General features: G+C 47.2%; 15 protein-coding genes and 1 tRNA gene. 8 read left to right on the top strand and 8 right to left on the bottom strand.

Going from position 1 to position 18,605, the window contains the following annotated elements:
* Positions 1-100 precede the first annotated feature (100 nt).
* The 3 genes from dapD to prmB are packed head-to-tail and all read left to right on the top strand — an operon-like array spanning position 101 to position 3,032.
* On the top strand, positions 101-928 hold the full coding sequence (gene dapD / locus VC188_RS10355) for a 2,3,4,5-tetrahydropyridine-2,6-dicarboxylate N-succinyltransferase (protein ID WP_072583047.1): 828 nt from the start codon (positions 101-103) through the stop codon (positions 926-928).
* A 9-nt stretch (positions 929-937) separates the two neighbouring features.
* A complete protein-coding gene (dapE, locus tag VC188_RS10350) occupies positions 938-2,089 on the top strand; it encodes a succinyl-diaminopimelate desuccinylase (protein WP_323483906.1) in 1,152 nt (383 codons plus the stop codon).
* A gap of 46 nt (positions 2,090-2,135) precedes the next feature.
* A complete protein-coding gene (prmB, locus tag VC188_RS10345) occupies positions 2,136-3,032 on the top strand; it encodes a 50S ribosomal protein L3 N(5)-glutamine methyltransferase (protein ID WP_323483905.1) in 897 nt (298 codons plus the stop codon).
* A 4-nt stretch (positions 3,033-3,036) separates the two neighbouring features.
* On the opposite strand, the gene radA is transcribed toward prmB, so the two are convergent.
* Genes radA through VC188_RS10330 form a run of 3 tightly spaced genes read right to left on the bottom strand, consistent with a single transcriptional unit; the run spans position 3,037 to position 6,787 of the window.
* Positions 3,037-4,401, bottom strand: coding sequence for a DNA repair protein RadA (gene radA / locus VC188_RS10340; protein ID WP_215321681.1), 1,365 nt, complete (start codon positions 4,399-4,401; stop codon positions 3,037-3,039).
* A gap of 38 nt (positions 4,402-4,439) precedes the next feature.
* Positions 4,440-4,934, bottom strand: coding sequence for a hypothetical protein (locus VC188_RS10335; protein WP_251368521.1), 495 nt, complete (start codon positions 4,932-4,934; stop codon positions 4,440-4,442).
* Positions 4,935-4,945: 11 nt separating this feature from the next.
* The gene (locus VC188_RS10330) at positions 4,946-6,787 is read right to left on the bottom strand and encodes a potassium transporter Kup (protein ID WP_416350508.1); all 1,842 of its coding nucleotides are present in this window, start codon (positions 6,785-6,787) and stop codon (positions 4,946-4,948) included.
* 257 nt (positions 6,788-7,044) lie between these two features.
* Between VC188_RS10330 and VC188_RS10325 the strand changes: the two genes are divergently transcribed.
* Positions 7,045-7,121 (top strand) — tRNA-Met (locus VC188_RS10325).
* A 97-nt stretch (positions 7,122-7,218) separates the two neighbouring features.
* Here the strand turns inward: VC188_RS10325 and VC188_RS10320 are convergent.
* From VC188_RS10320 to VC188_RS10300, 5 genes are read right to left on the bottom strand one after another with little or no spacing between them, the layout of a single operon-like run.
* The gene (locus VC188_RS10320; RefSeq protein ID WP_215321678.1) at positions 7,219-7,590 is read right to left on the bottom strand and encodes a glycine zipper family protein; all 372 of its coding nucleotides are present in this window, start codon (positions 7,588-7,590) and stop codon (positions 7,219-7,221) included.
* Between the two features lie 17 nt (positions 7,591-7,607).
* On the bottom strand, positions 7,608-10,094 hold the full coding sequence (locus VC188_RS10315) for a DNA internalization-related competence protein ComEC/Rec2 (RefSeq protein ID WP_323483904.1): 2,487 nt from the start codon (positions 10,092-10,094) through the stop codon (positions 7,608-7,610).
* Between the two features lie 4 nt (positions 10,095-10,098).
* On the bottom strand, positions 10,099-10,944 hold the full coding sequence (locus VC188_RS10310) for a TatD family hydrolase (RefSeq protein WP_323483903.1): 846 nt from the start codon (positions 10,942-10,944) through the stop codon (positions 10,099-10,101).
* 11 nt (positions 10,945-10,955) lie between these two features.
* Positions 10,956-11,666, bottom strand: coding sequence for an ABC transporter ATP-binding protein (locus tag VC188_RS10305; protein ID WP_323483902.1), 711 nt, complete (start codon positions 11,664-11,666; stop codon positions 10,956-10,958).
* A complete protein-coding gene (locus tag VC188_RS10300) occupies positions 11,659-12,921 on the bottom strand; it encodes a lipoprotein-releasing ABC transporter permease subunit (RefSeq protein WP_072583053.1) in 1,263 nt (420 codons plus the stop codon). The genes VC188_RS10305 and VC188_RS10300 overlap by 8 nt, the downstream gene beginning before the upstream one ends.
* Before the next feature lie 46 nt (positions 12,922-12,967).
* Between VC188_RS10300 and VC188_RS10295 the strand changes: the two genes are divergently transcribed.
* The 4 genes from VC188_RS10295 to lysS all read left to right on the top strand — a co-directional run bounded on the left by VC188_RS10295 (position 12,968) and on the right by lysS (position 18,449).
* Positions 12,968-13,948 (top strand): hypothetical protein, encoded by a 981-nt coding sequence (locus VC188_RS10295; protein WP_323483901.1) that lies wholly within the window; start codon positions 12,968-12,970, stop codon positions 13,946-13,948.
* 18 nt (positions 13,949-13,966) lie between these two features.
* Positions 13,967-15,727, top strand: a complete 1,761-nt coding sequence (gene recJ / locus VC188_RS10290; RefSeq protein WP_323483900.1) for a single-stranded-DNA-specific exonuclease RecJ — start codon at positions 13,967-13,969, stop codon at positions 15,725-15,727.
* A gap of 34 nt (positions 15,728-15,761) precedes the next feature.
* Positions 15,762-16,866 (top strand): peptide chain release factor 2 gene (gene prfB / locus VC188_RS10285; RefSeq protein ID WP_215321673.1). Its coding sequence is split into 2 segments (ribosomal slippage): positions 15,762-15,833 and positions 15,835-16,866, totalling 1,104 coding nucleotides; the frame shifts between segments, so codons are not numbered across the junction.
* A 32-nt stretch (positions 16,867-16,898) separates the two neighbouring features.
* Entirely contained in the window at positions 16,899-18,449 is a 1,551-nt protein-coding gene (gene lysS / locus VC188_RS10280) for a lysine--tRNA ligase (protein ID WP_216157362.1), read from the top strand.
* Positions 18,450-18,605 lie beyond the last annotated feature (156 nt).

Below are 18,605 nucleotides of genomic sequence, written 5' to 3'. Positions count from 1 at the left end.
AGCTCTTGCCTGCTTGGACGCGTTTTTGCCCCATCTATATAATGATAAATCTACCTCCCGGGACAAAATCCCTTAACAATCTGATAGTTAACTAAAAAGCATGAGCCAATCACCACAAAACATCATTGAACAAGCCTGGGAAAACCGCGCAAACCTCTCCCCAGATAGCGCCCCGGGGGATGTCCGTAATGCCGTAAATGCCGTTTTAGAAGGCCTCAATGCCGGCACTATCCGTGTGGCTGAGCGACGTGACGTCGGTAAATGGGAGGTAAATCAGTGGGTTAAGAAGGCTGTTTTGCTCTCATTCCGCCTAGAAGACAATCAACCTATGAGTGCTGGTGGCTTTACCCAGTTCTACGATAAGGTTCCCAGCAAGTTTGAAAACTACACTGCCGCCGACTTTGCTGCCGGTGGATTCCGCGTGGTTCCCCCTGCCATGGCCCGCCGCGGCTCATTTATTGGCAAAAACGCTGTTTTAATGCCTTCTTACGTCAATATTGGCGCTTATGTAGGCGAAGGCACGATGGTCGATACCTGGGCAACCGTAGGTTCTTGCGCCCAAATTGGCAAAAATGTTCACCTTTCTGGCGGCGTTGGTATTGGCGGTGTTTTGGAGCCAATCCAAGCTGGCCCAGTGATTATTGAAGATAACTGCTTTATTGGCGCTCGCTCTGAGGTGGTTGAAGGCGTTGTGATTGAAGAAAACGCTGTTTTATCCATGGGTGTCTATATTGGCCAAAGCACCAAGATTTATGACCGCGAAACTGGCGAAGTCCACTACGGCCGCGTTCCAGCTGGCTCAGTAGTTGTTCCAGGCTCACTTCCCTCCGCTTGCGGCAAATACAGCTTGTATGCCGCAATCATCGTTAAGAAGGTTGATGCTCAAACAAGAGCAAAGACAGCTATTAACGAATTACTCCGCGACTAAGTTAAATCCATGAGCGCCACACTTGAGCTCACCGAAGCTCTCATCGCCTGCCATTCCGTAACTCCGGCCGATGGTGGCTGCCAAGACTTAATTGCTAAACGCCTCCAAGCGATTGGCTTTCATACTGAAAGCGTGGTGAGTGGCCCTGAAAACTTCCAGGTAACCAACTTGTGGGCCATTAAAAAAGGTACGTCTGGTGATCAAGGCAAAGTCTTAGTATTTGCAGGTCATACTGATGTGGTGCCTACAGGCCCATTGGAGAAGTGGACCAACAACCCCTTTACCCCAACCATTCGTGACGGCATGCTCTATGGTCGTGGCGCAGCGGATATGAAAACATCCCTCGCTGGTTTTGTGGTTGCTACAGAAGAATTTGTCACTACACACCCAGATCATCAGGGCACTATTGCGTTCTTAATTACAAGCGATGAAGAGGGTCCTGCTAACGATGGCACAGTCATTATGTGCGATCGCTTGCAAAAACAAGGTCAGCGTTTGGATTACTGCGTTATTGGTGAGCCTACTTCAGTGGATAAGCTTGGCGACATGATTAAGAATGGTCGCCGTGGATCCCTTTCGGGCAAACTTAAAGTGAAGGGTATTCAGGCGCATATCGCCTACCCTCACCTCGGCAAAAATCCAATTCATCTGTCGGCACCAGCGATTTCTGCATTAGTAGAAACCGAGTGGGACAAAGGTAATCAATACTTCCAACCCACCAGCTTTCAGATCTCCAACGTGCATGCTGGCACCGGTGCTAATAACGTGATTCCTGGTGAGTTGGTGATCGACTTTAACTTCCGCTTCTCCACCGAGAGTAAGCCAGAGCAACTACGTGGGCGTCTAGAAAAGATTCTGAAAGATGCGGGTCTTGAATTTGAGATTGACTGGGTATTGGGCGGTAGCCCGTTCATCACTGGTGATGGTGACCTGGCTGGAGCATTACGCAAGTCTATCAAAGCAGAAGTGAATATTGATACAGAACTCTCTACTACTGGTGGGACTAGTGACGGCCGCTTTATCGCCAAGATTTGCAAAGAGGTAGTGGAGTTTGGCCCCCTCAATGCGACTAGTCACAAGATCGATGAGTGCGTTATTGTTGATGATGTGGTGCCACTCAAAAATATCTATCGCAAGACACTCGAACAATTAATCGCTTGATCGATTAATTGCGCACCTGCCTTTTCTTCTAAAGAACCCCTCCATCATGGATCCTGAGTCTCAGCAACACGTCACAGTAAACCAGTGCGTTAATCAGATCGCACAAATGCTCGAAGCAGCAAACTTACATTATGGCCACGGGGCAATTGATGCCCAAAGTGAAGCTTTGTGGATTGTGAGCAAACAGCTTAATCTCAGCCCCGCAGAAGCTTTGGATCACCTAGATGATGCAATCTCCGATGAGCAACAGCAAAAAGCATCCGCTATTGCCGATACCAGAATCTCGACACGCAAACCACTAGCCTACATCTTGGGTGAAGCCTGGCTCATGGGCGTGCCTTTTTTCTGCAGCGAGCAAAGTATTGTGCCGCGTTCCTGGATTGCAGAGCTTATCGTAAATGGCTCACTAGAGACCTGGCTGCCAGCTGATGGCAAGGCGCTTGATCTTTGTACTGGCAACGGTTCGCTGGCAATCCTCTTAGCTCTGTCATGCCCGGATATTCATGTAAGTGCATGCGATATCAGCATGCCCGCACTCTCTGTGGCTGCCCGTAACTTAGATCGTCACGGTCTCAGCTCTCAAGTAGAGCTATTAGATGGCGATCTGTGGGATGCCCTACCAGAGCCTAATGAAGATAACCTCTTTGATCTCATTATTTGTAACCCACCATATGTAAACGCCGCTTCGATGAATGCGCTTCCTACTGAATATCACGCGGAACCAGAATTGGCTTTAGCTGGTGGAGAGGATGGCATGGACATCATCAGGCGAATTATTGCTTCAGCACCCGATTACCTATCTGAGCGCGGCGCTATTTTGCTCGAGATTGGTAATGAGTATGAGCATTTCAAAAAAGCTTTCCCACAAATTCCAGCAATCTGGATGGAAGTCTCCGCAGGAGAAGAGCAAGTCTTATTAATTCAAGCGGAAGACTTACGCTAGGGAATTAACTCAGCTCAGCAGCCGCAGCAATGGCTTGATCAATTCGCTCGACTGGAATTACTTTCAATCCCGGAATCTTGGTCTTGGGCATATTTGCTTTTGGAATAATGGCCACAGTGAAGCCTAATTTAGCAGCTTCTTTCAAGCGCTCTTGACCACGAGGACAAGGACGAATCTCACCAGCCAAACCTACTTCACCAAAGACAATCAACTCTTTTGGCAATGCGCGATTGCGAATCGAAGACTGAATCGCCAGAAGAACGGCTAAGTCAGCGGCTGGCTCAGAAATCTTGACGCCACCTACTGCATTTAAGAAAACATCTTGATCAAAACAAGCGACGCCAGCATGACGATGCAGTACCGCCAAGAGCATCGCTAAACGAGCTTGCTCCAAGCCAACTGCTAAACGACGGGGATTAGGCACATGCGCTGTATCTACTAAAGCCTGAATCTCTACCAGCAAAGGTCTACTGCCCTCTTGGGTCACCAATACACAAGCGCCCGGAACCATTTGCTCATGTTGTGACAGAAAAATTGCTGATGGATTAGTTACACCGCGCAGACCTTTTTCAGTCATTGCAAATACGCCCAGCTCATTGACTGCGCCAAAACGATTCTTAATTGAACGCACTAAGCGAAAAGAGGAATGGGTATCACCCTCAAAATACAAAACGGTATCGACAATGTGCTCTAAGACCCTAGGACCAGCAAGATGACCATCCTTGGTAACGTGCCCGACCATCAGCACACAGATACCACTTGATTTAGCGGCCCTAGTGAGCTGCGCCGCACACTCACGAACCTGCGCAACAGAGCCAGGAGCTGAACTTAACACCTCTGAATACAAAGTCTGAATCGAATCCACTACCAATACTTGCGGCTTCACGGTATCCATAATCGAAATCAGTTTTTCCAGCTGAATCTCCGCCAACACTTCAAGCTGAGGTGCATCTAAAGCAATACGCTTTGCACGCAGAGCAATCTGCGCAGCGGATTCTTCGCCGCTGCTATAGAGCACATTCATGCCCGCAGAACTCATCTCTGCTAATGCCTGGAGTAGCAAGGTAGATTTACCAATACCAGGATCGCCACCCAAAAGTACCACGCCACCAGGAACCAAGCCACCACCTAGAACGCGATCAAACTCTTCAACGCCTGTGCTAAATCTCGGCAGGTCTTCAGCACTAATAGCGGATAACTTTTGTCTTGGAAGAGATTGCGCCAAGCCCTGGAAGCGAGAATTAGATGTTGTTTCTGGCAGACCCTCTTCCAAAGTATTCCAAGCCTGGCAAGATGGGCACTGGCCCTGCCACTTAGCGGAGGTACCACCACAAGACTGACAGATATAAACCGATTTGACTTTAGCCAAGAGTTGCCTAATGAAATATAAAAATAATTAAATCGAAATTAATCGAGCTGAGTGCCCGCTTTATTTTCTTGTGCGCGCTTAGGGGCATCCTTACGTCGTTGCTCTAGATCAGCCGCTCTGGCTGCAGCATCTTTTTGCTTTTGCTCAAACTCACGTTGATTGGCTGCTCTTTCAGCCGCTTTTTCAGGCGAGGCCCTCTCAGCAGCACGCTTAGCGTCTTCTTGAGTCTTTAAACTATCACGAAGCTTACGTTGCACTTCATGCAAAGCCACCTCTTGCTCACGAATCGGATCGATTTCCTTGCGATAGTCTGCGCGAGCACTTCTCAAGCAAGAGTTAACCCAGTAATTCTGGTAGCACTCAGAGGATGCTTTGCCCCAGCGATATTTAGCCCAGTCACGCTGCACCTCAAGCTCTTGCTCAATCTTATTCAACTGATCGAGGTCAGCCTCTTCTGCAGGAGTGGCCAATACAACACCGTTCAGTGCAGAAGCCAATAAAAATATTGAAATCAATATTTTTGATTGGAGCAAAAGACTCTTTCTCAAATCTCGACCTTCGCACCCATCTCAACCAAACGGTTTGCAGGAATTTTGAAGAAGTCTGACTGGCGACCGGCATTCTGATACATCCAGCAAAATAATCTTTCACGCCACATAGCCATACCCGGTATCTCAGTAGAAACTATCGTGTCACGCGATAAGAAGAATGAGGTATTCATCAAATCAAAATTCAATCCAGAACTCTTCTCGATTAATTCAATGATTTGACCCATGTCTGGAGTTTCATTGAAACCATAAACCGCACGAACAACATAAATGCCATTACCAAGATCGCGCAAGGTAATACGCTCACTGTCTTTTACGTACGGCACATCCCAAATACTGACCTTTAAGAAAAATACTCTCTCATGGAGTACATGGTTATGTTTTAGGTTATGCAGGAAAGAAACTGGTACGTAATCCACGTGCGCCGTCAAGAAAACAGCAGTGCCCTCTACACGATGCGGAGGATGTTTCATCAAAGCCTCAATAAAACTCTTCAGTTCAATACCATTATTCATTGCGTTGTGACGCAAAATCTTGCGACCTTGATACCAAGTCATCAGCAATAAGAAGCATGCGGCACCGAGTAGCAGCGGGAACCAGCCGCCTTCCATAATTTTTAAGAGATTAGCAGTTAAGAAAGCTAAATCCACGACCAAAAAAGCACTAATAACTAAAGTTACCAATAGAGTATTCCAACGCCACACAACACGCATCACAATAGCGGCCAAGAAGGTGGTTACGATCATCGTAGTTGTAACAGCGATACCGTATGCAGCCGCCAAATTTTCAGATTTCTTAAATGCTAAAACCACGGCGATCACTAGAATCAACAAAGCCCAGTTCACCAAGGGCATATAGATTTGACCAATTTCTCTATCAGAGGTGTGACGCACTTTCATACGTGGGACAAAGCCCAAAAGGATTGCTTGGCTGGTCATTGAGAACGCACCAGAAATCACCGCTTGCGAAGCAATCACAGTTGCAGCAGTGGCCAATATCACCAAAGGAAATACCAGGAATTCGGGAACCATCAAAAAGAATGGGTTGGTAATCGTCTCTGGGTTGTTCAAAAACATGGCGCCCTGACCAAAGTAATTCAGGAGCAAGCAAGGCATAACAATGAAGAACCAACCCATACGAATAGGCTTGAGTCCAAAGTGACCCATGTCGGCATATAAAGCTTCAGCACCAGTCAATACCAGGAAGACCGCTCCCAAAACAATAAAGCCTTGCAATGAATGTTCGATCAAGAATCGAATAGCAAAAAGAGGATTAATGGCAGCAAAAATAGCTGGGTTTTGAATAACCTGATGCACCCCCATCAATCCGATAGCAATAAACCAGACCATCATGATCGGGCCAAAAAGTTTGCCAACTAAATCGGTTCCGGTCTTCTGAATAAAAAACAGGACGACTAGAATAAAAATAGTGATCGGTATGACATAACGCGTTAAATCACTGGATATCACCTCAAGACCTTCAACAGCAGAAAGCACAGAAATTGCTGGGGTAATGATGGCATCACCATAAAACATACAGGCCCCAAAGACGCCAGCCATGATGATTACCAAGGAACGCTTTGAGCCAGTCTTTACAGTTCTCAATGCCAAAGCCATAAGCGCCAAAATACCGCCCTCGCCATGATTGTTTGCACGCATCACGAATAAAACATACTTCAGCGAGACCACAATCGCAAAAGCCCAAAATACCATCGAGATGACGCCATACACAGCATCTGCAGAAAACGGAATGCCATGCTCGGGACTAAAACATTCTTTTAACGCATATAAGGGGCTTGTACCAATGTCGCCGAAGACAACGCCGATAGCCGCGAACATAAGGGAGATCGAGGCGCCTTTTTTGTGAGGATGATCCTCTCGAGAAATCTCTACAGGCCGCAATAAGGATGATTCTGAAAACTCAGGATTGCTAACTGACATTATTAAACCTTGGCGTGATGTTGCGTGGCAATATGTTACTCCTTGCCGGCAGCGATTAAAACGAGAATTTCTTCGATAAAACGCCTTATTTATGCGTTATTTACAGGAATACCTCGACAGGGACCCCCAAAAAATGGTAGAATTTTAGCTTCAGACGCGGGGTGGAGCAGTCTGGCAGCTCGTCGGGCTCATAACCCGAAGGTCGTAGGTTCAAATCCTGCCCCCGCAACCAAGATTTACGTACTAAGCCCTTAATCTTTAAGGGCTTTTTGCTTTTCTGGGCAAAAAAAACCCGATTACTCGAGCTTTTTAGCTATTTCAGGGTGGCTTTAGTTCAAAACCTTGTAACCGCGACCACTCAAACACCTCTTCACAACAGCCTCTTGAGCTTGGTTTCCACTAAACGCACCACCTGCGCCACCAATTACGGCGCCAGCTCCAGCAGCCTGCGCAATTCCTGATCCGTTGCCGCCAGTAACCAATCCCAGCAGACCACCGACTACCGCGCCAGCACCAGCTCCTTTGGCGGCTGTAGAACCCATTCCTGATTGTTGTTGAGCATAATTTTGACAGTCTTTTAAATCGCTCTCATAAGTAGCCTCATTGACGCCCTTCATATCTACGAGGGGGCGAACATTCGCACCAGCGCATCCAAATGTCACAGCAACCACCAGAGAACATAGGACAAGTAATTTATTCATCAGCAGAATCCTCTTACTCAATTTGACATCGATCGATGCCATATCCGTTTTATATCATGCCGCAAAAACTGTGTCGAAGATTTTGAATTATTTTTAAATAGCCAAGTCTGGGCACCTGTTTTCGGGGTTTGATGAAAAGGAATCCCCAAGCCTTGATAGCGTGCCGTGACATCTGGATGTGGATGCCCATAACGATTGCGATAGCCATTTTGTGCAAAAGCCTGATGAGGCTCCAATCTTTGAAGGAGCGCCAAGGAAGAGGAGGTTTTGCTGCCATGATGTGGTGCCATAAAAATTAATTCTCTATCGCCAATTTCATGCAACATTTTTTCATCTAAGCGCTCGGTAATTTCTGCTTCACCTTGCTTTTCAACATCGCCTGTTAACCAAAGCGAGCTTTGTTGATTGCGTACCTCAAGCACACAACTCATTTCGTTAGGCTTCCCAGGATATTGATCAGTAAATACTGTCTCTTCATGAGGGTGCCAGATGACAAACTCGACACCGTCCCATTTCCAGCTCTGACCGAAGCGACAGGGAAGGGCTGGAATCTTTCTTTTATATAAATTTTGAAGTAGTGGATTAGCGCTGGGTAAAGATCCCATCATCAAATCAAATTGAATACTCTTCAGAAGTGTTGCAGCCCCACCAATATGATCACTATCGCTATGACTAATTACCATCAGATCAATGTGATTAATTCCCTTGCCACGTAAATAGGGGAGAATCACTCTCTGACCTGCATCATCTTTCTTGCCTTGAATAGGCCCTGTGTCGTATAACAATTTTCTATTAGCGGTTTCGATGAGAACTGCTGTGCCCTGACCAATATCAAAAACGCTAGCCCTAAACTCTCCTTGAGCGCGATAGGCATCTCCAAATAATTGGCTTGGCCAAAAAAATAAGGGGCCAGATAAACAGATGCCAAGCAATCGACCTTTCCACGTTTCACCAATCGGACCAGGTCGAATTGCATACACAATTCCGCATCCAGCAATCACCAGCATCCACCACTCAGGCTGCTTTGACCAAGCCACAGACCAACTCCAGCTCGCCATCCACTCCAAGATGACTGCAAGATATTCCATGGATGCATGCGCCGGCAATAAGAGCCAGCGGCCGATAAATTCCGGAAGTAAGGCGCCGGCAATTGCCAGCGGAGTCACGATATAACTTACCAGCGGAATAGCAAACGCATTTGCCAATGGTGAAACAATTGAAATTTGGTAAAACCAATACAAAGTCAATGGCAGCAGCGCCAGTGTGACAACGGCTTGGACACGACATGCCTCACGAAGGGCTTGCCCGATGCGATACATCCAATGCGTTTCTAATTCTTTACCCGTAGGGATGCCCAATAAACCAGACGAATCCCCCATGGCATAGAGTATGGCAGCCACTGCACCGAAAGATAACCAAAAGCCTGGTGTGTAGGGCGCCATAGGATCAATGAGCAACACGAATGCCAGGGCCCACCACCAGATATCAAAAGAACGTGGATTTCGGCCAGTCCATAACGCAAATGCCACCACCCCAACCATATACATCGTTCTTTGCGCTGGAATCTGAAAGCCCGCCAACCACGCATAGATAAACGCAGTTACAAATCCCGCTACTGCCGCTACCTTGCTGACTGGAGTAATCAGAGGCCAAGTGCGTCTACGCCATATAAATGCAGCACATGAAGCACCAACACCCGCCAACATAGTTACATGAAGCCCAGATATAGAGATGAGATGCCCAATGCCCGTTGCATTAAATACTTGCCAGTCATCTTGATCGATGGCGTTCTGATCACCCATTACCAAAGCAATCAAAACACCGACATACCTTGCATCATCCGGCAGCATAGACTGAATCTTTTTTCGCAGATGCCATCTAGAAAGCTCCATACGTAACTCAAGCTCTGTCCAAAAGATATCTTTATCCAGCAATAACTCCCCAGACCTTACTGATCCACTAGCTCCAAAGTCTTGATGAAAAGACCAACGCTCAAAATCAAAGGTATGTTGATTTAAGGAACCATAAGGACGCTTTAGCTTTGCCATGATCTTCCAGCGCTGCCCAGGAATTACCTCTGGAATTGCTTGAGGATTTCTCCAGGCAGGCTGCCAACTCAAATAGATTCTCTCTGGAAAGTGATTCAGGGCTTCTTTTCCAGAGAAGGCCTCATCGACCTCAAAGGCAAACTTGGCACCCGATGAATTACTTTGCGGCAATGCTACAACTCTTCCCTTGAGCGTTAACTCTTTGCCCTCCAACTCTGTGGCGAGAACATTCTTTAAGCGATTTTCAGCATACAAAGCATTCCATGCAAACCCCACTACAAATAGCAGGCCAATCACTGCAAATTTCTTAAGAAGAGATCCTTGATTAGAAAGCAGGATTGTCAGCAAACAAACTACGCTAAAAGTAATGCAGGAAATGAGCCAATATTCTGGCAATTGCGGCAAAAATAAAAGGAGTAATCCCCCGGCAATGAATGCCGTAATAGCTAATCGCAAGAAATTAAGAGGCTAAGTTGAGACTTAAGAGCTGAGGAATACCTGCGCAGAGGGCAGACCAGCGTGGCAACACTTGCATTGCATTACCCCATACCGCCGAAGCAAATTCAGCATCACTGACACCCCTAACTAAGGCAAGTTCTTTTGCAATCCGCGGTAGAAAAGCAGGCTCATTAAAAGCAATACCCTCCCCTCTGAGCCATGCTGGTGGGATGTCGGGAGAATCTGTTTCAGTCACAATACTGTCAAGCGGCAATTCTTTTAAAAGTCTACGGATTTGCAAAGCGCGCTCATAAGTCGCTGCACCGCCAAACCCCAATTTAAATCCGAGCTCAATAAATTGCTCGGCCTGCTGAAAGCTGCCATTAAAAGCATGCGCAATTCCACTGGGGATACTTCGACGACGCAAGGCTTTTAAGATTGCATCCTGAGAGCGACGCACATGCAGAATTACGGGCAATTGATATTTCTGAGCCAAATCCAATTGCGCATTGAAAAAGAACTCCTGCTTATGAGGGTCTAAATCCTCTACAAAATAATCCAAACCAATTTCACCGACACCCACAAAGCGAGGATCAGATAGGGATTCGACAATTCTTTTCTCAAGTGTTTCCATGTCGCCCTCTTGGGCTTGATTGGTATAGAGCGGGTGTATTCCTAGGGTATAAACCAAACCCGGGATTTGTTGACTATATTGATGGGCTAACTCTCTAACATGAGCACAGTCTGCCACCTTCACAGCGGGCAATAGTATTGCTTTAACGTTTTTTTCAGTGGCCGCCTGAATAATTGTCGGCAATGAAATCGCAAACTCAAGAGCGTCTAAATGGCAATGGGTATCAATCCACATGGGATGCCCACTCACACAGAGAATGGTTTTAATACTCCACGCTCTAAATGCAAGATCCGATCACAACGTTTAGCGCGTACCGGGTCATGCGTCACGATCACAAAGGCTGTGCCTTGATCTCGAGCGATGTCCAACATCAAATCAAATACGCCGTCTGCAGTCTCGGTATCGAGATTGCCGGTTGGCTCATCCGCCAGAACGCAAGCGGGATTACCAACCAAGGCACGAGCTACTGCCACACGCTGACGCTCTCCCCCAGATAATTCACCTGGAGTATGGAGTTCACGTGCAGCTAAGCCAACCGCCTTAAGCATCTTGCTAGCGCGCTCCATTGACTCATCATTACTAAGGCCACGAATACGCAAAGGCAAAGCCACATTCTCTGCAGCACTAAATTCATCTAAGAGATGATGGAATTGATAAATAAACCCAAGACTATGGTTACGCAGTTGATCTAACTTCTTCACTGATAAGTTATTCAAGTTAGAACCAGCCAAAATGACGGAGCCAGCGCTTGGAGTATCTAAACCACCCAATAAATGAAGTAAGGTGCTCTTGCCAGAACCCGAAGAACCGACGATAGCCACCTTCTCCGATGGAGAAATATCCAAATCAATCGCTTTTAATACCTCTACGCCAGTGGGTCCTTGACCATAGGTCTTGGCTAAGCCTCTGGCCTTCAGCACTAAGTTATTGACATCACTCATAGCTGAATTACTCATAACGCAGGGCCTCCGCAGGTTGGACCTTGGCAGCACGACGACTTGGGTAAAGCGTCGCTAATACAGAAAGACCAAATGCCATTAATCCCACAGTCAGTACATCGCTAGTCCTAACATCAGAAGGCAATTCGCTAATGAAATACACCTCACGCGGCAAAAACTGCACACGGAAAATAGCTTCAATGACCGGCACGATGACATCAATGTTCAGCGCAATCAATAGACCCAATGCAACACCAACCAAGGAACCCAAAAGACCAATCGCCAATCCCTGAATTAAAAATATTCTTTGAATGAGTCCAGGGCTTGCGCCCATGGTTCTCAGAATGGCAATATCAGCTTGCTTCTCATTCACTGTCATGACTAAGGTGGATACCAAATTAAATGCGGCTACGGCAATAATTAAAGTCAGAATGATGAACATCATCTTTCTTTCAGTCTGAACTGCTGCAAACCAATTGCGGTTCGATCTTGACCAATCAGTGACCCAAAGCGCCTGAGGAACAATCGCTGCTAACTCATTAGCGACTTCTGGGGCCCGCTGCATATCATCTACCTTGACGCGCAGACCGGACGGATCATGTAGGCGTAACAGGGCAGCAGCGTCCTTCCAATGCATGATAGCTAGAGAACTGTCGTATTCATAATGGCCGCTGTCAACAATGCCGACTACCTGCAAAGTGCGCATCCGCGGCATAGCACCTGCTGGAGTTAAATCACTTTCTGGAACAATTAAATTAATACGATCGCCGACATGTGCACCAACAATGGCCGCAAGTTGTGCGCCTAAAGCGACACCAAAACTACCGGGCTTTAGATCATCAATATTGCCGTTAACAAATTGTTTTGGTAAATCCGAAACCTTACCTTCTTCGCTAGGCAAGATGCCACGAATAGCAACGCCACGCATTACCCCTTCGCGAGTCAATAAACCTTGAGAACTCACCATGGGTGCCACACCAATAACGTGTGGTTGAGCTGCAACCTTCAGCGCCAGTGGCTCCCAGTTTGCCAGTCCATCAGGAGCGGTAATCTCCACATGAGATAGCACCGACAACATACGATCACGCACTTCCTTTTGGAAACCGTTCATCACCGAAAGAACCACAATCAGCGCGGCAACCCCTAAGGCGATACCAGCAGTAGAAATCCCGGAGATAAAGGATAGGAAACCATCACGCTTCCCCACGGTCTTACGACGCTTGGATCGGGTGTAGCGTAGGCCAATTTCTAGCTCAATAGGAAGTCTTAACATAGCCACAGTTTAGTGAATCGCGCAGACAAACTGATGGAATACTTAAATGCCACCTAAAATCAGGGGAATGACTGCGAATTTCACCTCCCCCAAGGCCCCGCTACGCCGCTTCACCCTGATGCTTTCAGGGGAAGATGCCTTGGATGAGCTCGAAAGTAGAGATAGCCCCCACAAGGGACTACCTCATGAGCGCTTTTTGCTCGGCGAATTACTCCCTCTTGCACCGATCTTACTGCTCGGACAAGCCAATCAAGTCGTTAACCCAAACGAAGTCATTGCCTGCTTACAACCCATTCATCTGCATGCCACTCGAGATCACCTCATTTTGATGGGTCAAAACCAGATTGATCTGACTCCGGAAGAGTCAGCCGAGCTTCTTCAAGCAGCGCTACCTTTTATTGAAGAAGATTTTCAGGGTTCCGTACTTTTTTATAACCAGCATTATTGGTTTATTCCTGCCGGCCCATTTTCCAGCCTAGCAAGTTACAGTGTGGACCAGGCTCATGGCCGGAATATTGATTGGTGGATGCCGCGTGATACTCAAGAAGAAGGTATCGCGAAACGTTGGCGCAAACTTCAAAATGAAATCCAAATGCTTTGGCATATTGGCCCCGTTAATGAAGAGCGCGGACAACGTGGTATGCCCAGCATCAACTCAATCTGGATTAGCGGCATCGGTAAGCTCAATGACGTTCAAGCGCCTGCATTATTAAAACAATCTCAGCGTCTCATCGGCTCACACCCCATTCTGGCTGGCCTATCCAAGCTATTAAGCCTTCCACATGAAATCCATTTAGATGATAAAAATTTAGTTGGCGCCTTTGCCTGGCTTGATCAACCACAAGCAGCCTGGCCTCAGTTAAGTGCAGCACTGCATAGCAAACAACTGGATGAGGTTGTCATCATCGACTTTCTGCTGGGAAAGGTACGCGAACGTATTTTCACCGCTAAAGACCTCAATAAAAAATCTTGGGCCTTCTGGAAAAAAGCAGAGCCTCTGACTTGGAAGGAAATTAGTCAGTCATGAGTTACGCATGAATTTCATATGAGCTTATTTTCACAACGTCCTTTCTCAGAACGCACTGCTACCTGGTTAGCGCAGAGTGGCTTACACCCACTACTGGCTAGACTCTATGCCGCTCGAGGCCTGCAATCTCCAGAAGAACTCTCGCTCGATTTAAAACAACTGATTTCACCAGTTGAACTAAAGAATTGCATCAGTACCGCCTCTTTACTCGCTGATATCCTTGAGAAAAAAGAGCCTATGCTGATCGTCGCAGACTATGACTGTGATGGCGCAACCGCTTGTGCTGTTGGCCTGCGGGGCCTACGCATGCTCGGCGGACCTGACACCCCAATTCAGTTTCTGGTTCCGAACCGCTTTACGATGGGGTATGGCCTCACGCCTGAGGTTGTTGAGTTAGCAGCACAGCAAACGCCTAAACCGAAATACCTGATCACTGTCGATAACGGCATTGCTAGTGAGGCTGGCGTTGATCGTGCTCGTGAATTAGGTATGGAAGTGATTGTGACCGACCATCATCTACCTGGAGATAACTTACCGAAGGCGCTGGCAATTGTTAATCCCAACCAACCAGGTTGCAGCTTTCCAAGCAAAGCACTTGCTGGTGTTGGCGTGATGTTTTATATGCTGGTGGCATTACGCGCTGAACTTCGCAAGCGCGGAAAATTCACCAATGAAACTCAACCTAAAGTAGAAAACCTCCTCGACCTTGTTGCCTTAGGAACAGTTGCTGACGTAGCACAACTCGATCGCAACAATCGAGTATTAGTTTCTAATGGCTTGAAGCGTATCCGCGCTGGGATATCCCAGCCAGGCGTTCAGGCGCTATTTCAGGCGGCAACACGAGATCCACGTAAAGCGAACACCTTTGACCTAGGCTTTGCCATCGGCCCCAGACTCAATGCTGCTGGGCGTCTAGCGGATATGACTTTAGGTATCCGCTTGCTCCTCACTGACAATATAGATGAGGCTCTTAATCTTGCGCATGAACTCGATCGCATTAATCGCGAACGCCGCGTGATTGAAACGGGGATGCAAGAAACTGCCCTCTCCCATCTTGCAGAAGATCAACTTGATGGCACTATGACTGAGCGCTCTAGCATTTGTTTATGGAATCCCGAATGGCATCAGGGAGTTGTTGGCATTGTGGCTTCACGACTGAAGGAGCGTTTTAATCGCCCAGCGATTGTGTTTGCTCCTGCCGATGGCAGCACCGGTGAAGAATTACGTGGCTCCGGTCGTTCACTGACAGGCTTTCACTTGAGAGATGCCTTAGATCTTGTTTCTAAAAAAGAGTCCGGACTGATTTTGAAGTTTGGCGGTCATGCGATGGCAGCAGGCTTGACGATTCGAAAAAGTGATTTTGAAAAGTTTGATGCGTGCTTTCAGGAGGTAGCAAGTAGCCTATTAACGGATGAGTTACTAGAGCGTCGCCATGCCCACGATGGCACGTTGGAGCTCTCTGAATTTACCCCTGAGATTGGTGATCTACTTGCTGAAGAGATCTGGGGTCAGGGCTTCCCTCAGCCCGTTTTCTATGGGGAATTCGAAATTACCCAGCAAAGTCTCATGAAAGAAAAGCATTTACGACTGATGGTTCGCCCTATCGGCAGTTCTGAACTCAAGCCGACCAATAAGCCACTTACTGCCGTTTGGTTTAACCGCACTCAGAGCCTGCCCGCCAAAGCTAAATTAGCCTATCGCCTTGTCACTGACCGTTATCAGGGTCAGGCCCGAGTGCAGTTAATGATTGAAGCCCATGATGAGATGGCCAACACCTAAGAGCCCAGGGCAATAACCCCCTTATAATTAGGGCATGGAAGCTGAACAACTAAATACTATTTCGAATACCTTGTCCGATCTGCTCACCCGTGAGCAAGCTCTTCGGGGGTATCTTTGACTTCGAAGTAAAGTCACGTCGCCTTACCGAAGTTAACTCGATTCTGGAAGATCCCACCATTTGGGATGATCAAAAGAAAGCACAAGCGCTGGGCAAAGAAAAGAAATTGCTCGATGGCGTAGTGGCGACTCTTACCGATCTCAATACCAATATTACTAGCGCACTTGAGCTGTTTGACATGGCCAAAGAAGAAAGCGATTTTGAAACCATCGGTGCTATTGAGAAGGATGTTGAGAGTTATAGCAAGACTATCGGCGACCTAGAGTTCCGCCGCATGTTCCATAACGAGATGGATTCATGTAATTGCTTTATCGACATTCAAGCTGGAGCTGGCGGTACCGAAGCCTGTGATTGGGCCAGCATGCTCTATCGTCAATACCTCAAGTATTGCGAGCGTAAAGGCTATAAAACAGAAATACTCGAAGAGTCTGATGGCGACGTTGCAGGCATTAAGAGTGCGACTATCAAAGTCGATGGTGAATACGCCTACGGACACCTCCGCTCTGAAACTGGCGTACACCGTTTAGTACGGAAGTCGCCTTTTGACTCATCCAACGGTCGTCATACTTCCTTTGCCTCTATCTACGTGTATCCAGAGATTGATGACTCGATTGAGATCGACGTTAATCCTGCCGATATCCGCACTGACACCTACCGCGCCTCTGGTGCGGGTGGTCAGCACATTAATAAAACAGACTCAGCAGTACGCTTAACCCATATCCCAACGGGAATTGTGGTGCAGTGTCAGAACGACCGTAGTCAGCATCGCAATCGCGCTGAAGCGATGAGCATGCTGAAGTCTCGCCTCTACGAACATGAGATGCAAAAGCGCCGTGCCGAACAAGATAAGTTAGAAGCCAGCAAGACCGATGTGGGTTGGGGACATCAAATCCGCTCCTACGTCCTTGACCAAAGCCGCATTAAAGACTTACGCACTAACGTCGAAATCTCCAACACTCAAAAAGTATTAGATGGCGATCTCGATGCCTTTATTGAAGCCAGCCTAAAACAAGGCGTGTAATAACTAACACCCATTACTGCACCACTATAGATATGAACGATAAAACCCATTTAGATACTGCCCCAGCTACTGAAGTAGTTGATGAAAATCACATCATTGCGGAGCGTCGTGAAAAACTGGCCAAGCTACGTGCTGGTGGTGTTGCATTTCCGAATGACTTTGTTCCTACTCATTTAGCGGCTGATTTACATGCTCATTACGACAGTCTGACTAAAGAAGAATTAGCCGCCAAGAAAGTTCATGTCAAAGTAGCCGGACGCATGGTTCTCAAACGCGTGATGGGTAAAGCCAGCTTTGCCACCATTCAAGATCGCAGTGGACAGATTCAGTTCTACATCAATGATGAGCTCAGCGGTGCCGACATTCATGGTGCTTTCAAGCATTGGGATATGGGAGACTTTATCTCTGCTGAAGGCAATCTCTTTAAGACCAATAAAGGTGAATTGTCTGTTGAGTGCAGCAACTTACGCTTACTCAGTAAATCACTGCGTCCGCTGCCTGATAAGTTTCACGGCCTCTCAGACCTAGAGACTAAATACCGCCAGCGCTATGTAGACCTCATTGTGAACCCAGAAAGTCGCAATACATTTAAAGCACGTAGTAATGCAATCGCATCTTTACGTCGCCATATGTTAGATGCCGACTTCATGGAAGTAGAGACACCAATGCTCCACCCTATCCCTGGTGGTGCAGCAGCGAAGCCCTTCATTACTCACCACAATGCACTCGACATGCAAATGTTCTTGCGTATTGCTCCAGAGCTTTACCTCAAGCGTTTGGTAGTCGGAGGCTTTGAGCGTGTCTTTGAAATCAACCGCAACTTCCGTAACGAAGGCGTAAGCCCACGTCATAACCCTGAATTCACCATGATGGAATTCTATGCGGCATATACAGACTATCGCTGGTTAATGGACTTCACAGAAGGCTTAATTCGTGCAGCAGCAATAGATGCCCAAGGCACTGCTGTACTAACTCACCAAGGTCGCGAACTTGATCTGAGCAAACCATTCCAACGCCTAACTATTACTGAGGCCATCCTCAAATACTGTGGCCAGTCAGGCAAAGACTATGATGCATCTCAGTTGGATGACATCAACTTCATTCGCGCTGAATTGAAAAAAGGTGGTGAGAACCCAGACGCCCCAACCCTCAAGAATGCAGGTATCGGCGCACTTCAACTTGCTTTATTTGAATTAGTTGCTGAGGAACATCTTTGGGAGCCAACTTACATCATTGATTACCCAATTGAAGTCAGCCCACTCGCCAGAGAATCCGATACCCGCCCAGGCATCACTGAACGCTTCGAACTCTTTATTACCGGCCGTGAAATTGCCAATGGCTTCTCTGAGTTAAATGATGCTGAAGATCAAGCGAACCGCTTCCGTAAGCAAGTAGAACAAAAAGAAGCTGGTGATGAAGAAGCCATGTACTTTGACCATGACTTCATCCGCGCCCTCGAGTACGGCATGCCTCCAACTGGTGGTTGTGGTATTGGCATCGATCGTTTAGTTATGCTACTGACGGATGCACCTAATATTCGCGATGTGATTCTATTTCCGCACTTGCGGCGCGAAGAAGAATAAATTCTTCAGCAAAGAAAAAGAGAGGCAACTGAACTGACCCACAAAAGTTGGACACCCAATCCAACTTTAAAGGGTCAGTCTCATGTCCAAATACAGCAAAGACTTCAAGCTAGAGGTCATCAATCACTACCTGTCAGGCAAAGAAGGATTTACAGC

The sequence above is a fragment of the Polynucleobacter sp. MG-28-Ekke-A2 genome (assembly GCF_035012985.1).
GTDB lineage: Bacteria > Pseudomonadota > Gammaproteobacteria > Burkholderiales > Burkholderiaceae > Polynucleobacter.
The sequence above is the reverse complement of the archived record's forward strand: the minus strand, read 5'-3'. Positions and strand labels throughout refer to the sequence as shown.